16 protein-coding genes are annotated in these 18,264 nt (G+C 69.3%); 2 read left to right on the forward strand and 14 right to left on the reverse strand.

Annotated features, from left to right (window positions below):
• Positions 1–9: 9 nt before the first annotated feature.
• The 7 genes from ACT53O_RS00480 to ACT53O_RS00510 form a co-directional block, all read right to left on the reverse strand.
• Positions 10–450, reverse strand: coding sequence for a DUF4190 domain-containing protein (locus tag ACT53O_RS00480; protein ID WP_039414649.1), 441 nt, complete (start codon positions 448–450; stop codon positions 10–12).
• A gap of 81 nt (positions 451–531) precedes the next feature.
• On the reverse strand, positions 532–1,989 hold the full coding sequence (locus ACT53O_RS00485) for an aspartate ammonia-lyase (RefSeq protein ID WP_036315616.1): 1,458 nt from the start codon (positions 1,987–1,989) through the stop codon (positions 532–534).
• A gap of 146 nt (positions 1,990–2,135) precedes the next feature.
• Positions 2,136–3,122, reverse strand: coding sequence for an aldo/keto reductase (locus ACT53O_RS00490; RefSeq protein ID WP_476150913.1), 987 nt, complete (start codon positions 3,120–3,122; stop codon positions 2,136–2,138).
• The gene (locus ACT53O_RS00495) at positions 3,119–3,514 is read right to left on the reverse strand and encodes a MerR family transcriptional regulator (protein WP_039414645.1); all 396 of its coding nucleotides are present in this window, start codon (positions 3,512–3,514) and stop codon (positions 3,119–3,121) included. Before ACT53O_RS00495 ends, ACT53O_RS00490 begins: the two co-directional genes overlap by 4 nt.
• Positions 3,515–3,593: 79 nt before the next feature.
• Entirely contained in the window at positions 3,594–4,499 is a 906-nt protein-coding gene (locus ACT53O_RS00500) for a phosphodiesterase (RefSeq protein WP_294946682.1), read from the reverse strand.
• A gap of 87 nt (positions 4,500–4,586) precedes the next feature.
• On the reverse strand, positions 4,587–4,919 hold the full coding sequence (locus ACT53O_RS00505; protein WP_135948364.1) for a peptidase: 333 nt from the start codon (positions 4,917–4,919) through the stop codon (positions 4,587–4,589).
• Entirely contained in the window at positions 4,919–6,274 is a 1,356-nt protein-coding gene (locus ACT53O_RS00510; protein ID WP_347418512.1) for an inorganic phosphate transporter, read from the reverse strand. The genes ACT53O_RS00505 and ACT53O_RS00510 overlap by 1 nt, the downstream gene beginning before the upstream one ends.
• 176 nt (positions 6,275–6,450) lie before the next feature.
• Between ACT53O_RS00510 and ACT53O_RS00515 the strand changes: the two genes are divergently transcribed.
• On the forward strand, positions 6,451–8,574 hold the full coding sequence (locus tag ACT53O_RS00515; protein WP_476150915.1) for a S9 family peptidase: 2,124 nt from the start codon (positions 6,451–6,453) through the stop codon (positions 8,572–8,574).
• A 177-nt stretch (positions 8,575–8,751) separates the two neighbouring features.
• Here ACT53O_RS00515 and ACT53O_RS00520 read toward each other — a convergent pair whose 3' ends face one another.
• From ACT53O_RS00520 to ACT53O_RS00540, 5 genes are all read right to left on the reverse strand, one after another.
• Positions 8,752–9,666, reverse strand: a complete 915-nt coding sequence (locus ACT53O_RS00520) for a PDDEXK family nuclease (protein WP_052241254.1) — start codon at positions 9,664–9,666, stop codon at positions 8,752–8,754.
• A 252-nt stretch (positions 9,667–9,918) separates the two neighbouring features.
• Positions 9,919–10,947 (reverse strand): 6-phosphofructokinase, encoded by a 1,029-nt coding sequence (locus ACT53O_RS00525; protein ID WP_005048745.1) that lies wholly within the window; start codon positions 10,945–10,947, stop codon positions 9,919–9,921.
• Positions 10,948–11,059: 112 nt separating this feature from the next.
• Positions 11,060–13,237, reverse strand: coding sequence for a DEAD/DEAH box helicase (locus tag ACT53O_RS00530; protein WP_135948368.1), 2,178 nt, complete (start codon positions 13,235–13,237; stop codon positions 11,060–11,062).
• 206 nt (positions 13,238–13,443) lie between these two features.
• Positions 13,444–15,729 (reverse strand): heavy metal translocating P-type ATPase, encoded by a 2,286-nt coding sequence (locus tag ACT53O_RS00535; RefSeq protein WP_476150918.1) that lies wholly within the window; start codon positions 15,727–15,729, stop codon positions 13,444–13,446.
• A 16-nt stretch (positions 15,730–15,745) separates the two neighbouring features.
• A complete protein-coding gene (locus tag ACT53O_RS00540) occupies positions 15,746–15,955 on the reverse strand; it encodes a heavy-metal-associated domain-containing protein (protein ID WP_112932701.1) in 210 nt (69 codons plus the stop codon).
• A 103-nt stretch (positions 15,956–16,058) separates the two neighbouring features.
• Here ACT53O_RS00540 and deoC point away from each other — a divergent pair, with 103 nt between their 5' ends.
• Positions 16,059–16,775: a deoxyribose-phosphate aldolase gene (deoC, locus tag ACT53O_RS00545; protein WP_039414625.1), complete on the forward strand. Its 717-nt coding sequence runs from the start codon at positions 16,059–16,061 to the stop codon at positions 16,773–16,775.
• A gap of 21 nt (positions 16,776–16,796) precedes the next feature.
• Here the strand turns inward: deoC and ACT53O_RS00550 are convergent, their stop codons facing one another.
• Together ACT53O_RS00550 and ACT53O_RS00555 are read right to left on the reverse strand one after the other, a co-directional pair.
• Complete coding sequence (locus ACT53O_RS00550) at positions 16,797–17,744, reverse strand: bifunctional riboflavin kinase/FAD synthetase (RefSeq protein WP_294981424.1); 948 nt, start codon at positions 17,742–17,744, stop codon at positions 16,797–16,799.
• Positions 17,741–18,241 carry a hypothetical protein gene (locus tag ACT53O_RS00555; protein WP_476150921.1) on the reverse strand — a complete coding sequence of 167 codons (501 nt, stop codon included), beginning with the start codon at positions 18,239–18,241 and terminating at the stop codon, positions 17,741–17,743. The genes ACT53O_RS00550 and ACT53O_RS00555 overlap by 4 nt, the downstream gene beginning before the upstream one ends.
• Between the last annotated feature and the right edge of the window lie 23 nt (positions 18,242–18,264).

Raw genomic sequence — 18,264 nt, forward strand, 5'->3', positions numbered from 1 at the left:
GCGGGCGGCTCAGCCGCCGTTGCAGGTGATGGTCTTGCCGTTGAGCTCGTAGATGCCGCTCGGGTTGTTCGCGCAGAACTGGATCAGGTCACCGGCCGTGTTGGCAAGCACGACGGCGATGATGATGCCGACGATGATGCCGAGGACGATCAGCACCGAGCTGACGATGATGGCGGCGACCGCCATGCCGTTCTTCGCGCCCGCCTTCTTGGACTGCACCAGGGCGACGATGCCGAGGATGAGACCGATCAGCTGCAGCCCCACCGGCACGATGGCCAGAACGAGGGCGACGATGCCGAGCGTGCGCCCCGGAACGGAGCCGGAGGCCGCCGGGCCGCCGTTGTAGGCGGGAGCGGACGGGTAACCGGCCTGCTGATACGCCGGCGGTGCGACCGGCGGTGCCGCCGGCGGCGTCTGCGGATTCACGGGGGGCTGAGTGGGGTCGGTCATGCGTCTCTCCTCGGTCGGCCGGTGCGGCGCGTTGCTGACAGTGACGCTATCGGCCCGCGTGCGTCTCGCGCAAAGGGTTCGTCAGCTCTCGACGAGGTTCTCGGCGGGCTGTACGACGGGAATGGCCTGCGTGATCGCCTCCAGGCCCGACAGCCGCGCCGGAGAGAGCTGCTTGTCGACCTCGTCGCGGGTCATGAGCCCCGCCTCGACGACGAGGTCGCCGACGTTGCGATGGGTCAGCAGCGCGGTCTTGGCGAGCGCTGCCGAGGCGGCGTAGCCGATGAACGGCGTGAGCGCGGTGACCACTCCGACGGATGAGCCCACCATCGCCCCCAGACGCTCACGGTTCGCGGTGATGCCGTCGACACAGTTGATCCGGAAGGTGCGCATGGCGCGGCGCATCCACGTGATCGATTGGAAGATCGAGTGGGCGATGATCGGCTCGAACGCGTTCAGCTGCAGCTGCCCGCCCTCGACGGCCATCGTGACGGTGAGGTCGGCGCCGGCAACGGAGAACGCCACCTGGTTGACGACCTCGGGGATCACCGGGTTCACCTTGCCGGGCATGATGCTCGATCCGGCCTGACGCGCGGGCAGGTTGATCTCCCCCAGGCCCGCTTGCGGACCGCTGGAGAGCAGGCGCAGGTCGTTCGCGATCTTCGAGAGCTTGATCGCGTTGCGCTTGAGGGTCGAGGAGAACGACATGAACGACCCCGTGTCGCTCGTGGCTTCCACCAGATCGTCGGCGGTCGCCAGGTCGAGGCCCGTGATCTCCCGCAGGTGGCGTAGGACGGCGGGCGCATAACCGGGGTGGGTCGTGATGCCGGTGCCGATCGCCGTGGCGCCCATGTTGATCTCGAACAGCAGGTACGCGTTCTCGGTCAGGCGTTGGTGGTCGTAGCCGAGGGTCGTCGCGAACCCGTGGAACTCCTGGCCCAGGGTCATGGGCACGGCATCCTGCAGCTGGGTGCGACCGATCTTGAGGATGTCGTGGAACTCGACCGCCTTCGCGAGGAACGATTGGCGCAGGAGGTCCAGCTCCTCCAGGAGGGTCTTCAGATCGAGACTGAGCCCCACCTTCACCGCGGTCGGGTAGACGTCATTGGTCGACTGCGAGCGGTTGGTGTGATCGATCGGCGAGAGATAGGCGTAGTCGCCCTTCGGACGGCCGGCGAGTTCGAGGGCGATGTTGGTGATGACCTCGTTCGCGTTCATGTTGGTCGAGGTGCCGGCACCGCCCTGCACCACGCCGACGACGAACTGGTCGTGGAACTCTCCGTCGATCACCCGCTGGGCGGCGCGGTCGATCAGATCGGCGCGTTCGGCGTCGAGCACTCCGATCTCGAGGTTCGCGCGGGCGGAAGCCTGTTTGACCATCGCGAGCGCGGTCACGAGGTCCTTGTACACGGAGATCGGGCGCATGGAGATCGGGAAGTTCTCGAGCGCCCGTGCGGTGTGGATGCCCCAGTAGGCATCGGCGGGGATCTCCATCGATCCCAGGGAGTCGGTCTCGGTGCGCGTCGTTGCGGCAGGTGCCATGAGTGCAGTCCTTTTGGGTCGTCGCCTCGGGTGGTCGCGGTCGAGCCTACCCGCGACGACGACGTGCATCCGGTGTACACGGCGTACACCGCACAGACGGGTGCCCTCCGCCGAGGCCGAGGCCGCGACGAAGGGCACCTCGACGGTCAGCGGTTGACGGTCGACATGTCGGCGTAGCGGTCGCCGACCGGAGAGCCGACGGCGGCCAGCGCGGCCAGCTGCTCCTGCGTCAGCACCAGGTCGACCGCTGCGATGTTCTCCTCGACGCGGGTGAGCTTTCGCGTGCCGGGGATCGGCGCGATGTGCTCCCCCTGGGCCAGCAGCCACGCCAGCGCCACCTGAGCGGGGGTGGCGCCGGCATCCGCGGCGACCTTCTCGACGGCGTCGACGATCGCGAGGTTCGCCTGCAGCGCGCCGTCGGCGAAGCGCGGGTTGCTCTTGCGGAAGTCGTTGTCGTCGAGCACGTCCAGCGAGCGGATGGTGCCCGTGAGGAATCCGCGGCCCAGCGGCGAGTACGGCACGAACCCGATGCCCAGCTCGGACAGCGTCGGAAGCAGCTCCGCCTCGGGGTCACGGGTCCAGAGCGAGTACTCCGTCTGCACCGCGGTGACGGGATGAACCGCGTGCGCACGACGGATCGTCGCGACCGACGCCTCCGACAGTCCGTAGCCGCGGATCTTGCCCTCGGCGATCAGTTCGGCCAGCGCGCCGACGGTCTCTTCGATGGGGGTCGACGGATCCATCCGGTGCTGATAGTAGATGTCGATGCGGTCGGTGCGCAGACGCTGCAGCGACCCCTCGACGGCCAGGCGCACGTTGGCCGCAGTTCCGTCCAATCCGCGCTCACCGCCCGCGGTGTGGCGAACCGTGCCGAACTTCGTGGCGATGACGACCTCGTCGCGGCGTCCGGCGTCGGCGAGCGTCGTGCCCAGCAGTTCCTCATTCGTGTACGGACCGTACATCTCCGCCGTGTCGAGGAAGGTGACGCCGCGATCCAGGGCCCCGAGGATGGTGCGTGCACCATCCGCATCGTCCTGTCCGGCGCCGGTGTAGAAGGCGCTGATTCCCATCAGGCCGAGACCGAGGCGGCTGACCTCGATGGGGGTGGCGCTTCCCAGAGTGGTGGTCTTCATGAGTGTGCGATCTCCTTGTCATAGATGTCGATCTTGTGGTCGATGGCCCGCAGGCTCGCGGTGATCTCGTCGAGCTGTGCGCGCACGCGTTCACGATGCGCGACCAGCAGCTCCCGCCGTTGGGCGATGGTCGACTCGCCGCTGCGCACGAGTTCGGTGTACGCGCGGATGCCGGCGATCGGCATGCCCGTGAGGCGCAGCCGCGTCAGGAAGCGCACCCAGGAGATGTCGGCATCCGAGTAGCGACGGTGCGAGGAGGAGGCGCGGTCGATCGGCGTCAGCATGAGCCCCTCGCGCTCGTAGTAGCGCAGGGTGTGCGTCGAGACGTCGGTGGCGGCGGCGGCCTCGGCGATCGAGACGCCCTCGCGCGCGGGGACGGGGAGCAGGGTCATGTCCCCACGGTAGAACTTCGAGTGCACTCGAAGTCAAGCCGCATGAGCGCATCTGCCGCGCCCGGGACACCTCGCCATCTCAGCGCTTTCGGGAGAAGGCCTCGAGCCGCTCCTCCGGGTCGAGTGCGGCCATCGCCCGTGTCCATTCCTCGCTGAAGACCTCGGCCGTCTCGGCCTCACCGACCGGGACGACGCTGTGCGTGATGGTGTCGTCGTAGACGTGCACGAGATGGAAGGACTGTCCGCCGTCCATGCCGTTGACCTCCTGCGGCGGACGCTGGAGGTTCATCGTGTAACAGGTCGCCGATGCGACGCTGACCGGGATGCCGGCGAAGGTGCCCGCCGTGGCGTAGTGGAGGTGTCCGGCGAGGATGGCGCGGACGTCGCTGCCGGCGAGCGCCGCCGCGAACTCGCTCTGATGACGGAGTTCGAGGATGTCGAAGAACGGGATGTGGCTCGGCAGCGGCGGATGATGCAGAGCCAGCACGGTGCCCAGCGGCGCCGGTTCGGCGAGGATGCCGCGGAGCCAGTCGAGCTGTGCGGCATCCAGGTCGCCGTGATGCCACCCCGGCACGGAGGAATCGAGGGCGATCAGGCGCAGTCCGCCGAGGTCCCACACACCGGTGACGGGTTCGAGACTCGGCGCCTCGTCGAGAAGTCCCGCACGCAACGCGGGGCGCTCGTCGTGATTGCCCGCGACCCACACGATGGGCGCACCCAGCCGCGCCGCGACGGGCTCGACCTCGGCGCGCAGGGCGGAGTAGGCGTCCGGCTCACCCAGATCGGTCAGGTCGCCCGTGAACACGATGGCGTCGGCCGTGACGCCGGTGCGCTCGACTGCCGCCAATGTCGCGATGAGGTTGGCGGAGGTGTCGTATCGGCCACCGAGGGGCCGGTTCCCGGCGAGCAGATGCGTATCGCTGAGATGGACGATCACGCGCTGGGCGGGTGGATGGATGCCGAACGAGAACGAGTCGGGGGCCATGAGCTCAGCCTAGGCGCCGCCGCCGACGCGGCGCGGACCCTCCCGCAGTTCCGGGCGTGAGGCCCCCGCGATCGCGATGCCGGTCAATCAGTGCAGGACAATCAGGGCGAGCCCAGCGAGAACCGCGACGCCGCACAGTGCGAACGACAGGTAGGCACCGATCAGCGCCAGACGCTTCTGCGCGTCGGTCAGAGGGCTCTTCTTCGCCGCCTTCGCGGCGGCTTTGGCCGCACGACGCGCCTCCTTCTCGCTGATCACGGTGATCGCGTCGGTGAACTCCGCAGGAGCGACGATGGGCGCCCGTCCGCCACGTACCAGCAGCCGAAGACCGCCCGCATAGAAGCCGACGACGAGCAGCGCGCCGATCAAGGCGGCGGCGAAGACCTGGACGAAGGCCAACCAGTCGATGCTGATACCCATCAGCGCTCCCCCGTCTTCTCAGCACCGGACTTCTCGGCCGAAGGCTTCGTGGCCGAGGGCTTCGTGGCCGAGGGCTTCGTGGCCGAGGGCTTCTTTCCGCGGGGCGCCGTGTTCTTCGCTCGCTCCTTGGCGCGCTCCGCCTTCTCCTGCGCGCGCTCCGCGCGCAGGATGGCGCGCTGGCGACGCGTGGGCGGCGGGTTGCGCTTGACCTTGACGGCGAGACCCGAATCGGCGACCTCGCTCATCGCGTTGGACGAGTCGACGTGATTGCGGCGCGAGCGCAGGAACAGACCCACGATGATCGCGACGGCGAGCACCGCGTCGACGACGATGCCGGCACTTCCGAACCAGACGACCAGCAGAGCCGCGAAGGCGCCGACGGCGGCCGAGGCGGGCAGCGTCAGCACCCACCCCACGGCGATGCGCCCGACGGTGCGCCAGCGCACCTTCGAGCCGCGCCGACCGAGTCCGGAGCCGATCACCGAACCCGAGGCGACCTGCGTGGTCGACAGTGCGAAGCCGAGCGCGCTGGAGGCGAGGATGGTCGCCGCCGTGGACGTCTCGGCGGAGAAGCCCTGTGCGGGCTTCACGTCGGTGAGCCCCTTGCCGAGCGTACGGATGATGCGCCAGCCGCCCATGTAGGTGCCGAGGGCGATCGTGAACGCACAGGCCAGGATCACCCACAGCTGCGGGTCGGCATGGGCACCGCTCTGCCAGCCCGCCATGATCAGCGCGAGGGTGATGACACCCATCGTCTTCTGCGCATCGTTCGTGCCGTGGGCGAGGGCGACGAGGGAGGAGGTGAAGATCTGGCCCCAGCGGAACCCGTCGCGACCGTCGGGCTTGTTGTCGTAGCGACGCGTCATCGCGTAGGCGAGCCGCGTCGCCAGGAAGGCGATGACACCGGCCGTGAACGGGGCGATCAATGCCGGCAGGACGACCTTGCTCAGCACCATGCCGAAATCGATGGCCGCCGCGCTCGCGCCGACGAGCGTCGCCCCGATCAACCCGCCGAACAGGGCGTGCGAGGAGCTGGAGGGCAGACCCAGCAGCCAGGTCAGCATGTTCCAGGTGATCGCACCGATCAGGCCGGCGAAGATGATCGGTAAGAACGCGAGCGGCTCGATCTGGTCCTCGCGGATGATCCCGTGCGAGATCGTCTTCGACACCTCGGTGGACAGGAAGGCGCCGACGAGATTGAGACTCGCGGCGAGCAGAACGGCGACTTTGGGCTTGAGCGCCCCGGTCGCGATCGGGGTGGCCATCGCGTTCGCGGTGTCGTGAAAGCCGTTCGTGAAGTCGAAGAACAGCGCCAGCACGATCACCAGCACGACGATGAGGGCAGCGGTTTCCACAGTTCGCTTTCGTCGGGATTCACAGGAAGGGAGCCGACGGAATCGGCGATGCGAACGAAGAGTTCACCGTGGTTTCATTCTCCGGCAACCGGACCACAGAAATACTCCCACATTCAAGGCCCCTTGCAGAACGGCGATCCCGCCCCGACACGCCGGGCGTGGATTAGCGTGGAGCGGTGACCCGAGAGACGTCCTCCACGCCGCTGTCCGCCCCCGTCGCCCCCGCTCGTCCGACGCTTCGCCATCATCACGGCGACGAGGTGCGAGACGACTACGAGTGGCTGCGGGAGAAGGAGGATGCCGAGGTCATCGCGCACCTCGAAGCCGAGAACGCCTTCACCGAGCAGCGCACGGCCCACCTCGCGGGGCTGCGCCAGCGCATCTTCGACGAGATCAAGGCTCGCACCCTCGAGACCGACCTGTCAGTTCCGACGCGTCAGGGCGCATGGTGGTACTACGGGCGCACCGTCGAGGGCAAGCAGTACGGCATCCAATGCCGCGCGCCTCTGGCCGGCCCCGACGACTGGACGCCTCCTGTCCTGACGCCGGGCGTCGACGTCCCCGGCGAGATCGTCCTGCTCGACGGCAACGTCGAGGCCGACGGTCACGAGTTCTTCTCCCTGGGCAGCTTCGACGTCTCGACCGACGGTTCTCGACTGCTCTTCGGTGTCGATGTGGAGGGCGACGAGCGCTACACGCTGCGTGTGCGCGACCTCGTCAGCGGGAAGGACCTGCCCGACGTCATCGAGAACACCTCGGCGGGAGCGTCGTTCTCCCCCGACGGCCGGTACATCGTCTACACGACGGTCGACGACGCGTGGCGACCCGACACCGTCTGGCTGCACGAGGTCGGCACCGATGCCGCAGCCGACGCGCGCCTGTTCCACGAGCCGGACGAGCGCTACTGGGTGGGTGCCGGCTTCACGCGCAGCGAGAAGTACCTGGTCATCGAGGTGGGCTCCTCCATCACGACCGAGGAGTACCTCGTCGACGCGACCGATCTGCGTTCCGAGCCGCGATCCATCTGGCCGCGTCGAGAAGGCGTGGAGTACTCGGCCACCCATGCCGTCGTGGGCGGCGAGGACGTGCTCTACATCGTGCACAACGACGGCGCGCTCGATTTCGAACTGGTGCGCGTCGCGGCATCCGATCCACAGGGCCAACGTGACGTCGTGCTGGCCCACACTCCCGGGCGGCGCGTGCTGGATATGTCCGCCTTCCGCGACTGGGGGGTCGTGTCGTACCGACGCGACGGGCTGTCGCGAATGGGGATCCTGGACTACGCCACCGGCAGCATCGACGAGCTCGCCTTCGAGGAGGAGCTCTACACCGCCGGAGCCGGCGGCAATCCCGAATGGGCCCCACCCGTGGTGCGGCTCGGTTACGGCTCGTTCCTCACCCCGGGAACCGTCTACGACTACGACGTGGCGGCGCGTGAGCTGCACCTGCGCAAGCGCCAGCCCGTGCTCGGCGGATACGATCCGTCGGCCTACGGGCAGCGGCGCGAGTGGGTCACGGCATCCGACGGCACCCGCGTGCCCGTCTCGATCGTGTGGAAGCGCTCGTTCGGCGAGCCGGGGGACGCGCCGCGTCCGCTCCACCTCTACGGGTACGGGTCCTACGAGCACTCCATCGAACCCGGTTTCTCGGTCGCGCGTCTGTCGATGCTCGATCGCGGCGTCATCTTCGCCGTCGCGCACGTTCGCGGCGGCGGCGAACTCGGACGCCAGTGGTACGAGGACGGCAAGCTGCAGCACAAGCGCAACACCTTCACCGACTTCGTCGCGGTCGCGCGCCACCTGGTCGACACGGGCGTCACCGCACCGGACCGCCTCGTCGCCGAGGGCGGCTCGGCGGGCGGTCTGCTGATGGGCGCGGTCGCGAACCTCGCCCCCGAGCTGTTCGCCGGCATCCTCGCCGACGTCCCCTTCGTCGACGCCCTGACGACCATCCTCGATCCTTCGCTCCCGCTGACGGTGATCGAGTGGGACGAGTGGGGCGATCCGCTGCACGACGCGGAGGTCTACGCGTACATGAAGTCGTACACGCCGTACGAGAACGTGCGCGAGGGAGTGACGTATCCGCGGGTCCTCGCGACCACCTCGCTCAACGACACCCGCGTCTACTACGTGGAACCCGCCAAGTGGGTGGCGCGATTGCGCGAGGTCGGTGCTGACGCACTGCTCAAGTGCGAGATGGTCGCGGGCCACGGCGGTGTCTCCGGGCGCTACAACTCCTGGCAGCAGCGCGCCTTCGAGCTCGCCTGGCTGCTCGACGTGCTGGGCCTCGCCGAGGACTGATTCCCCCCTCCCGCACCTCCCCCCCTCCCCGCACGCCGCACGCCGAGGCATGTCCCACTTATGCCGCGGCGTGTCCCACTTATGCCGCGGCATGTCCCACTATCTGTTCTTGACAGCGCTCCCAGGCAGCAGGAAGTGGGACACACAGCTCCGGCGCCGCGCCTCTGTGCCCCGGCGTCAGCGCCCGGGCGTCCACCCCGCACGCTGCAGGGCCTCTCTTACCATCGCGACCGCGAGCCGGCCATCGCCGACGAGGTGATGAGCCAGCACCCGCTCGTGCTGCCACCCCAGGCCGCGAATGGCCGCCCACCGGTCGGCGTCGCGCGCGAACTGACGCGCATCGTCAGCGTGGACGCGGCCGTCGTACTCGACTGCGAGACGATAGCGGGGAAAGGCCAGATCGAGCTCCGCGACGAACGTCCCCCGATCGTCGAACAGGTTCCAGGCCACCTCGGCCTCCGGCAGGCCCGCGCGACTCAGCAGCAGCCGCAAGCGCGTTTCGCGAGGAGAGCGCACGCCACCGCGAGCGAGCGCCAGCGCCCTGCGGAGAATTCCGCCGCGCACGTCGCCCATCACCTCGATCTCACCCCGAAGCTCGGCCGCACTCGCCAGCGGGCTCCGGCCTGAGATCAGGTGATCTGCCGCGGCAACGAGGTCATCGAGCCGCCAGAGCGTGCCCGTTTGACGCCAGGCACGCGCCGGGTGCTCGACCGGCATCCCGCCCACCGTCGTGTGGGCCGGCGTTCGCAGCTGCAGCCGATGACCCACCACGGCGTGAGTACGGGGTTCGCGCGCAGGACGGTGGGTGGACACGTGGATGGTCGGCTCATACGGCCACTCCGGCTGAGGCACTCCGAGAAGATACAGGGCGGTCTCGTGGCTGAAGAACTGCCCGCTGCGCAGCCTCGGCAGCAGCGCCCGACACGATGCCTCGAGCGAGCCAGGAGTGGGCTCCACTCGCGCGCGGACGCCGTGGAAGGGACGCGACAGATCGCGTCCCCGCAGCCGCCCGGGGCTCACGCCCGCATCTCGCGCCTGCGCGACGGTGAACGCGTCCGGCAGACTCAGCGGCAGGTCGCTCGAGGTCGTCATCGCGCAAGCGTCACCCGTGCGCAGCGATGCTCTGGTGGCTGAGCACCGAACGGTGGAAACCTCAGAGCCCGACACCGACCGGGGAGGAACCTGCATAGGGCGTGGTCAGTGAGAGTGACCCTCGCAGGACGTGTCCCACTTCCTGCTGTCCGGTGGCCTCCTGCACAGCAGAAAGTGGGACACGGCACGGCGGAAGTGGGACAACGCCAGCGAAAAGTGGGACACGGAATCTTCGGTGTCCCGGTGGCGGGCTCAGCCGAAGAGCGCGGCGGCCTCTTCGTAGCGGTAGATCGGCACCGTGTTCAGCTCACCGAGAGCCTCCGCAAACGGCACCCGCACGATGTCGGTGCCCTTCAGCGAGACCATCTGGCCCCAGGCCTGCTCGTAGACGGAGTCTGCGGCATGCAGACCCAGGCGCGTCGCGAGCACCCGGTCGAAACCGGAGGGCGAGCCGCCGCGCTGGATGTGACCGAGCACGGTCGCACGCGTCTCGATGCCGGTCAGACGCTCGATCTCGGGCGCCAGGACCTCGCTGATGCCGCCCAGGCGAGGGCGGTTGAAGGCGTCGAGCCCTTTGTCGCTGAAGGCTTCGTCCATGCCCGTGAGCGTGAAGCCCTCCGAGACGACGACGAGCGGCGCGCGACCGCGGTCATGCGCCTTCTGCACCTGCGCGGCGATTTCGGTGATCGACATGGGCACCTCGGGGATGCAGATCACGTGCGCACCGGCCGCGATGCCGGAGTGCAGGGCGATCCACCCCACGTGCCGGCCCATGACCTCGGCGACCATGCAGCGCTGGTGCGAGTCTCCGGTGGTGCGGAGGCGATCCATGGCGTCGGTGGCGATGTTGACGGCGGTGTCGAAGCCGAACGAGTAGTCGGTGGCGCGGAGGTCGTTGTCGATCGTCTTGGGCACGCCCATGACATTGATGCCGTCGTTCCACAGCCGGTTGGCCGCGGCGAGCGTGCCCTCGCCGCCGATGGCGATGATCCCGTCAATGTGGTGGCCGTAGAGAGTCTTCGCGATGTTCTCCGCGCCGCCGCGCGGACCCTCGTAGGGGTTGGTGCGGCTCGTGCCGAGAATCGTGCCGCCGACCTTCGAGAGGCCCTTGACCTCGTGCCGGGTCAGCGGGAAGAAGTCGCCGTCGACGACGCCACGCCAGCCGTCACGGATGCCGACGAACTCGATGTTGTAGTTCGTGGTGCCCTTGAGGACCACACCGCGGATGACCGCGTTCAGTCCGGGGCAGTCTCCGCCGCTGGTGAGGATACCGATCTTCATGTGGAGATCCTTTGGTGATTCGGGATGTGATTCGGCGACGCTGCCTCCTCGACACTATCGCCGTATCGACGGCGGATGCCACCGCATCCGCCGTCGATAATCCCGGCCCGCCTCAGGCGGCGCCGAGCGCCTGGCGCAGCAGGTGCATGAGCGCCGACAGCTGCACGGAATCGCTCGAGGTGGGGTCGAGCTGGGCGCCGTCCAGGGCGCGCTGGGCGAGCCCCTGCTTCGAGTCGATCAGCTCCGCGATCTTCGTGTCGATCGTGTGCGCGGCGATGATCCGCCATGCCGTGACGGGCTCGTCCTGACCGATGCGGTGCACCCGATCGATCGCCTGGGTCTGCTCGGCGGCCGTCCACGAGAGCTCGGCGAGAACGACGTTGGATGCCGCCTGCATGTTCAGTCCGACGCCGGCCGCCGTCAGCGAACAGACGGCGATCGCCACACCGGGGTCGGTGTTGAAGGCGTCGATGGCCTGCTGGCGGGCGGTCGTCGTCTGATCACCGCGGATCGAGATCGTCCGCAGGCCGGATGCCGCGAAGTGCGCCTCTGCGGCATCCATCACGTCGATGTGCTTCGCGAAGAACACCACCTTGCCGACCGAGCGCTGCAGCTGCACCGCGTAGTCAGCGGCGAGGTGCGCCTTGGCCTGACCGATCTTGCGGACCATCGTGAAGACGTTGTCCGCGCCGGCGGCCGACGCCTTCGCCTCTTCGAGCTCGCCGTGCGCGACGAGGCGGACGATGTCCTCGTCGACCTCGCCGATGAGCACCTTGTCGCCGCGCGCTTCGATGATGCGGCGGTACTTGGCCGCCAGGCGCGACCCGAGCTCACGCTCGGCTTCGCGGATCGAGCGTCCGAACTCGTCGTCGAGCTCCACCGGCAGGTCGGCGACCAACTTGTCGGGAAGGTCGGCTGCGACGTCCTTCTTCTTGCGACGGACGATGCCCATCGAAATCACAGCGTCGCGCGCCTCGGGGTAGAAAGCCTTGTCCGCCGGCGTGAATCCGGTCGCGTCGAGCTTCTCCATGAGCTCGGGGCCCGGCTTCTCGCCGTTCGTCCAGCCGAGGAAGCGCCAGATCGCGTCGAAGTCCTCGACGTCGTTGATCAGCGGCGTTCCCGTGAGGGCGAGCATCAGCGGGTTGCGCACCTGCTCGCGGATGCGCCCGCCCAGGGCGAGCACGTTCTGGGAACGCTGCGAGCTGAGGTTCTTGATGAAGTGGGCCTCGTCGACGACCATGCCCTTCAGGCCGAGCGAGCCGAGCCAGGACAGGTGCCGATCGAGCACCTCGTAATTGACGATGAAGACGTCGGCGAACGCGTCGACGGTGTCGCCGTCGCCGTGGATGACGGTCGCACGTCGCTGCGGCGTCCACCGCTCGACCTCACGCGCCCAGTTCATCTTGACGACATTGGGCACGACCGCCAGCAGCGGATACGCATCGGCGACGGAGGCGGCGAGCACGGACTGGGCGGTCTTGCCGAGGCCCGGTTCGTCGGCCAGAAGGAATGACCGGTGACCGGCTCGCACCGCCTCCAGGAAGCGGGACTGGTGCGGCATGATCTCGAGCCCCTTGGGAGAGATCCGATCGAACTCCGGGACGGACGGAAGCTCCATGGAGGCGGTGGCGCCGCCGGCCCCCGTCTCGAACGCCTTGTACAGCGGTCCCATCAACTCCCAGCCGTCCAGCCGGCGGCGGGCCGTGGATGCCGGTGCGCGCAGCGCGACGTCGGGCGCCAGGAAGGGATTCGCCTCGCGGCGCGCCTCGATCTGCGGCGGCACGACCTGGCGCTCGGCCAGCGCGGCCGGAACCACCGGGGTCTGTCCCCAGCTCTGGGCGGCGGGCGCCGCATCGGTGATGATCAGCTCGTCATCGGGCAGCTCCGCGCCCGACTCGAGCAGCCAGTCGCGACGCATGCGCTTGGCGACCGGAGAGGTGGCCTGATCGACCTCGAGCAGCTGGATGAGCGAGGTGTCGCGCGCGGCGGTCTTGGCGAGGATGGTCGCGACGCCGTCGAGGCGCTTGAGCAGCTCGGCCCGCGCCGCTGTGGGTACGGCCTCGTCGGCCTTCACCCGCGCGCGCTCCTCGCGAACGAGGAAGGCGATGACCTGGAACTTGACGCGGTTGGTCGGACCCAGCTTGCCCTTCTGGGCTTTCGCCTCGACCTCGCGCACTTTGCGGGCGAGGATCGGGATCAGCGGGGCGTCGTCGTCGCGACGGGCGGATGACCCGCGATGGGACGAGCCGCGTCGGCGGGACGCGGTGGCAGTGGATGCCGTGGTCGGCATGCTCCTCCTGAGCGTGAAGCGCCGGAAAGCCGGCGGAGGTCCGGTCGGATGACCGGTCAGTCGTTCCGCAGCGGTCGCCGCGGGGTGGGGCGAGGTGCGGATCCTCCGGCTGCGGGTACTCGCTTCTGCGAGCTGCGGCGACGAACGGGGCGGACCTCGTCGTCAGTCTAGCGCGCCCTCCCCCACCGCCGCGAGCGGCGGCCGGGTCAGCGGCGCAGCCGCAGGCTGTTGAGCACGACGAAGACGCTCGAGAAGGCCATGGCCGCGCCGGCGATCATCGGGTTGAGCACGCCGAACGCCGCCAGCGGCAGCGCGGCGACGTTGTAGGCGAAGGCCCAGAACAGGTTGCCGCGGATGATGCGCATCGTGCGTCTGCTGAGGCCGATCGCGGTGAGCACCGGCGACAAGCCGCTGCCGGTGACGGCGATATCACTCGCATGCATCGCCGCATCCGTGCCGGATCCCATGGCGATGCCGAGGTCGGCGGTCGCCAGCGCGGCGGCGTCGTTCACACCGTCACCGACCATGGCGACCCGGTGTCCGCCGGCGCGCAACCGCTCGATCTCGGCGACCTTGCCTTCCGGGAGAACGCCCGAGACGACCTCGCGGATGCCGACGGCGTCGGCGACCGCGCGCGCGGCGCCCGCGTTGTCGCCGGTCAACAGCACGAGGTTCAGGCCCAGAGACTCCAGCGCCGCGACGGTGCGCGCGCTGTCGCTGCGAATGCTGTCGGCGACGACCACGACGCCGCGAATGCGGTCGTCCCAGCCTGCGACGATCGCGGTCGCGCCGCGCCGCTGGGCGGCGTCGACGGCGGCGTCGACCGCGCCGATGACGTCCGCGCCCGAGCCCGGCGCCTGAGCACGGGCGAAGGCCGGTCGACCAGCGAACACGCGGTGGCCGTCGACGATCCCGGTCACCCCGAGCCCGGCGTGACCGGCGAACTCGCTCACGTCCTGCGGCCCCGTCGCGAGCGCCGCGACGGCGCGCGCGATCGGATGCTCCGAGGCCTCCTCCAGCGATCCGACGAGTCGTCGCACCTCGTCGGCATCCGCTCCGCCGATGGGCGTGACGGCGTCGACCGTCATCGCACCCTCGGTGACCGTGCCGGTCTTGTCGAGCACGACGGTGTCGATGCGGTCCGCGGCCTCGAGCGCTTCCGGTCCGGTGATGAGGACACCGAGCTGTGCACCGCGACCGGTCCCCACCAGGATCGCGATCGGCGTCGCCAGCCCGAGCGCACAGGGGCAGGCGATGATCAGCACGGCCACCGCCGCGGTGAACCCCGACGCCAGGGCCTCACCGCTGAAGCCTCCCACCACGAGCCACGCCAACAGCGTGAGAGCCGACAGGAGGATGACGATCGGGACGAAGATCCCCGAGATGCGATCGGCGAGGCGCTGCACGCGGCTCTTGCCCGCCTGCGCGTCCTCGACCAGGCGGGCCAGCCGGGCAAGGCGCGTGTCCTCGCCGACGGAGGTGGCCTCCACGACGAGACGGCCATCGGTGGCGATCGTGCCGCCGGTCACGGACGAGCCGGCGTCGACGTCGACGGGGATCGACTCGCCCGTGATCATGCTCTCGTCGACCGAGGCACGACCACCGCGAACGACACCGTCGGTGGCGACCTTCTCTCCCGGACGCACGACGAACAGGTCTCCGACACCGAGCGCCTCGATCGGCACGCGACGGCCGTCTTCGAGCTCCACATCACGCGCCGACAGATCCATCAGCGCGCGCACGGCCGCCCCCGCGGCGCGCTTGGAGCGCTGCTCGATGACGCGGCCGAGCAGCAGGAACACCGTGACCGCCGCCGCCACTTCGAAGTAGACGAGCGAGGAGGGGTCATGGACGGGGGCGAACAGTCCCCCGTCGTGGCGCATGCCGACACGTCCCGCCGAGCCGAAGAACAACGCCCAGACGCTCCACAGCGTCGCCGCACCTGTTCCGAGCGTGATGAGGGTGTCCATCGTCATCGCGCCATGGCGGGCGTTGGCGAACGTGGCGCGGTGGAAGGGCCAGCCTCCCCAGAGCACGACGGGCACCGCCAGTACGAACGACACCCACTGCCACCCCGGGAACTGCCACGGCGGAATCATCCCGAGAAGTACCACCGGCACGGCCAGCACGGCGCTGATGAGCAGACGAGTGGTCAGCCGTGTGGCACCCGGGCGGTCCTCGACGTCGTGGACGTGGCCGCCGTGCGACGACGACGCATGGCCGTCGTGGGGGCCGGCGTGCGGGTGGGCGGTGCGCTCTCGCACGCGCGCGTCGTACCCCGCTTCGCGCACCGCGGCGATGAGAGCCGCGGCATCGAGGCCGCTCGGGTAATCCACCCGTGCGGATTCGGTCGCGAGGTTCACGGATGCCGACACGCCGTCGAGCCGCTGCAGTCGCTTCTCGACCCGCGCGACGCAACTCGCGCACGTCATGCCCTCGATCTCCAGCACCGCCTCTGCCCGCGGCTCGGCGTCAGACGTGGTCGCACCCATGGACGCTGTGCTCCTCTCAGCGAGCGACGACGGCGTAACCGGCCTCGTCGACGGCCGCGGCGATCTCGTCATCCGGCGCCCCACCGTCGACGGTCACCGTCAACGTGCCCTCGGTCACGTCGACGGCGACGTCCGTCACGCCCGCGACCTTGCGGACTTCACGAGTGACGGCACCGGCACAGTGGGCGCAGGTCATTCCCTCGACGGCGTACGTGTGTGTGGACATGTGGAGCTCCTTCCGCGGGCGGTCCCGATCCGCCTCTGCTGTCGATGCCAACGATGATACCCCCCTGGGGTATTCCCGACTCGTGCTGGCGTAGGCTGGAGCCATGTCCACCATCACCGAGCGCGACCTCGCCGCGACGATCGATCACGCCATCCTGAAGCCTGAACTGACCCGCGCGGACGTCGACGCGGAACTCGACATCGCCGCCGAATGGCGCGTGTTCAGCGTGTGCGTGCGCCCGAGCGACATCGCGCACGCCGTGCAGCGGCTGACGGGCACCGGCGTCAACGTCGGCACCGTCATCGGCTTCCCGCACGGCACGACCTCCACTGCCGCGAAGGTGGCTGAGGTTCGCCAGGCCCTCGCCGACGGCGCCGTCGAGTTCGACATGGTGATCAACATCGGTGCTCTGCGTTCGGGCTTCGACGACGCCGTCGTCGCCGACATCCAGGCGGTGGTCGCGGCCGCGGCCGGCAAGGTGACGAAGGTGATCCTCGAGACCTCGCTGCTGGACGACGAGCAGATCGCCCGCGGCAGCCGCCTGACCGAGGCCGGTGGCGCGGACTTCGTCAAGACGTCCACGGGCTTCGCCGGCGGTGGGGCGACGGTCCCCCACGTCGAGCTCATGCGCGCCAGTGTCGGCCCGGACGTGCAGGTGAAGGCATCGGGTGGGGTGCGCAGCTACGCCGACGCGCTCGCGATGCTCGCCGCCGGGGCGACACGGCTCGGAACGAGCGGCAGCGCTGTCATCCTCGGCGAGGCGCGCCGTGTGGATGCCGGCGAGCAGGCGTCGGGCGCCGTCGACACCTCGTCGTACTGACCCCGCCCGGGTGCGCGCGGCTCAGCCGAGGGCGGCGCGCACCCGCGTGATGTCGTCGTCCATCTGGGCGATGAGCGCTTCGATCCCCTCGAAGGCGACCATGCCGCGGATGCGGTTCGTGAACCGGATCTGCACCCGATGCCCGTAGAGGTCGAGCCCGGTCTCGTCGAGCACGTACGCCTCGACCTGGCGTGTCGGGACGTCGTCGAACGTCGGATTGGTCCCCACCGAGATGGCCGCCGGGTAGCGAGTCGTCACCGTCGCACCATCGGTGCCGAGGTCGACGAGCCACCCGGCGTAGACCCCGTCTGCCGGAATGAAGCCCTCCGCATCGGCTGACAGATTCGCCGTCGGGTAGCCGAGCTCGCGACCGCGTTTGAGGCCGTGGACGACCTCGCCCTGCACCGCATGCGGGCGTCCCAGGAGGCGCGCGGCACCTTCGACATCGCCCGCCGCGAGCAGGTCCCGTACCCAGGTCGACGACACGCGGCGGCCTCCGCCTTGAACGTCCCCGACGACGTCGACCTGGAAGCCGTACTCCGCGCCGAGACGCACCAGGGTGTCGGGATCGCCCGCTCCGCCGTTGCCGAAGCGGAAGTCGTCGCCGACCATCACGATGACGACGCCCAGGCCGACGAGGACATGCTCGACGAACGCGCGCGGTTCGAGGGTGGCCAGCGCCTCGTCGAAGCGGAGCACCAGGGTCGCATCGACCCCCGCGGCGGCGAGCAGATCGAGCTTCTGCGGCAGACTGCACACGGGCTGCGGGCACAGCTCGGGCCGCAGCAGGCTCAAGGGGTTGCGGTCGAACGTGACGGCGACCACCCGTGCCCCGGCATCCTCCGCGGCCACACGCGCCCGGTCGATCACCGCTCGGTGGCCGGAATGCACCCCGTCGAACTTGCCGATCGCGACGACACTGGGGCCGAACCCGGCCGGCACCTCCGCGGGGTCGTGGAAGACGATCACCAGCTGGACCTCCCGTCTGTGCGCACGATGCCCGCCTTCGCGTCGTCCGGCGCCGCGGCACCATCCAGGTCCGGGCGCTCGCGGCCGCCGCTGCGCAGCCACCACAGGCCGACGAACGGCAGCACGAGAGGTACCCAGAAGTAGCCGAAGCCATAGCCCGACCACACGGTCGCGTCGTGCAGGAAGAGCTCGGGATGTGTGAGGCTGAGTGTTCCGACGATGAGCACGCCCGCCAGTTCGAAGCAGATCGCCACCCACGCCACGACGTACCACCGCCGGCCGTCCGACTTCACAAGAGCCACCGTCGCGAGCACGTAGACGACCGCCGCGAGCGCAGAGAGCGTGTACGCGAGCGGCGCGGCCGCGAAGTCCTGCACGATCTGAACGAAGGAGCGTCCGGTCGCCGCCAGCGCCATGACGGCGTAGACGACGACGAGCACGCGCCCGATTCCGGTCATCCGGGTCGGGGCGGCGGCGTCGGCGTGTGGCGCAGTCATGACCTGTCAATGATAGGCGCCCG

This window comes from Microbacterium sp. DMC48 (genome assembly GCF_056313825.1).

Excerpts from the sequence above, each read along its gene's own strand:
- deoC (WP_039414625.1), top strand. The coding sequence starts at position 16,059 with ATGTCCACCATCACCGAGCGCGACCTCGCCGCGACGATCGATCACGCC.
- ACT53O_RS00480 (WP_039414649.1), bottom strand. The coding sequence starts at position 450 with ATGACCGACCCCACTCAGCCCCCCGTGAATCCGCAGACGCCGCCGGCG.
- ACT53O_RS00520 (WP_052241254.1), bottom strand. The coding sequence starts at position 9,666 with ATGACGACCTCGAGCGACCTGCCGCTGAGTCTGCCGGACGCGTTCACC.
- ACT53O_RS00500 (WP_294946682.1), bottom strand. The coding sequence starts at position 4,499 with ATGGCCCCCGACTCGTTCTCGTTCGGCATCCATCCACCCGCCCAGCGC.
- ACT53O_RS00555 (WP_476150921.1), bottom strand. The coding sequence starts at position 18,241 with ATGACTGCGCCACACGCCGACGCCGCCGCCCCGACCCGGATGACCGGA.
- ACT53O_RS00495 (WP_039414645.1), bottom strand. The coding sequence starts at position 3,514 with ATGACCCTGCTCCCCGTCCCCGCGCGCGAGGGCGTCTCGATCGCCGAG.
- ACT53O_RS00490 (WP_476150913.1), bottom strand. The coding sequence starts at position 3,122 with ATGAAGACCACCACTCTGGGAAGCGCCACCCCCATCGAGGTCAGCCGC.
- ACT53O_RS00535 (WP_476150918.1), bottom strand. The coding sequence starts at position 15,729 with ATGGGTGCGACCACGTCTGACGCCGAGCCGCGGGCAGAGGCGGTGCTG.
- ACT53O_RS00505 (WP_135948364.1), bottom strand. The coding sequence starts at position 4,919 with ATGGGTATCAGCATCGACTGGTTGGCCTTCGTCCAGGTCTTCGCCGCC.
- ACT53O_RS00525 (WP_005048745.1), bottom strand. The coding sequence starts at position 10,947 with ATGAAGATCGGTATCCTCACCAGCGGCGGAGACTGCCCCGGACTGAAC.
- ACT53O_RS00530 (WP_135948368.1), bottom strand. The coding sequence starts at position 13,237 with ATGCCGACCACGGCATCCACTGCCACCGCGTCCCGCCGACGCGGCTCG.
- ACT53O_RS00485 (WP_036315616.1), bottom strand. The coding sequence starts at position 1,989 with ATGGCACCTGCCGCAACGACGCGCACCGAGACCGACTCCCTGGGATCG.
- ACT53O_RS00540 (WP_112932701.1), bottom strand. The coding sequence starts at position 15,955 with ATGTCCACACACACGTACGCCGTCGAGGGAATGACCTGCGCCCACTGT.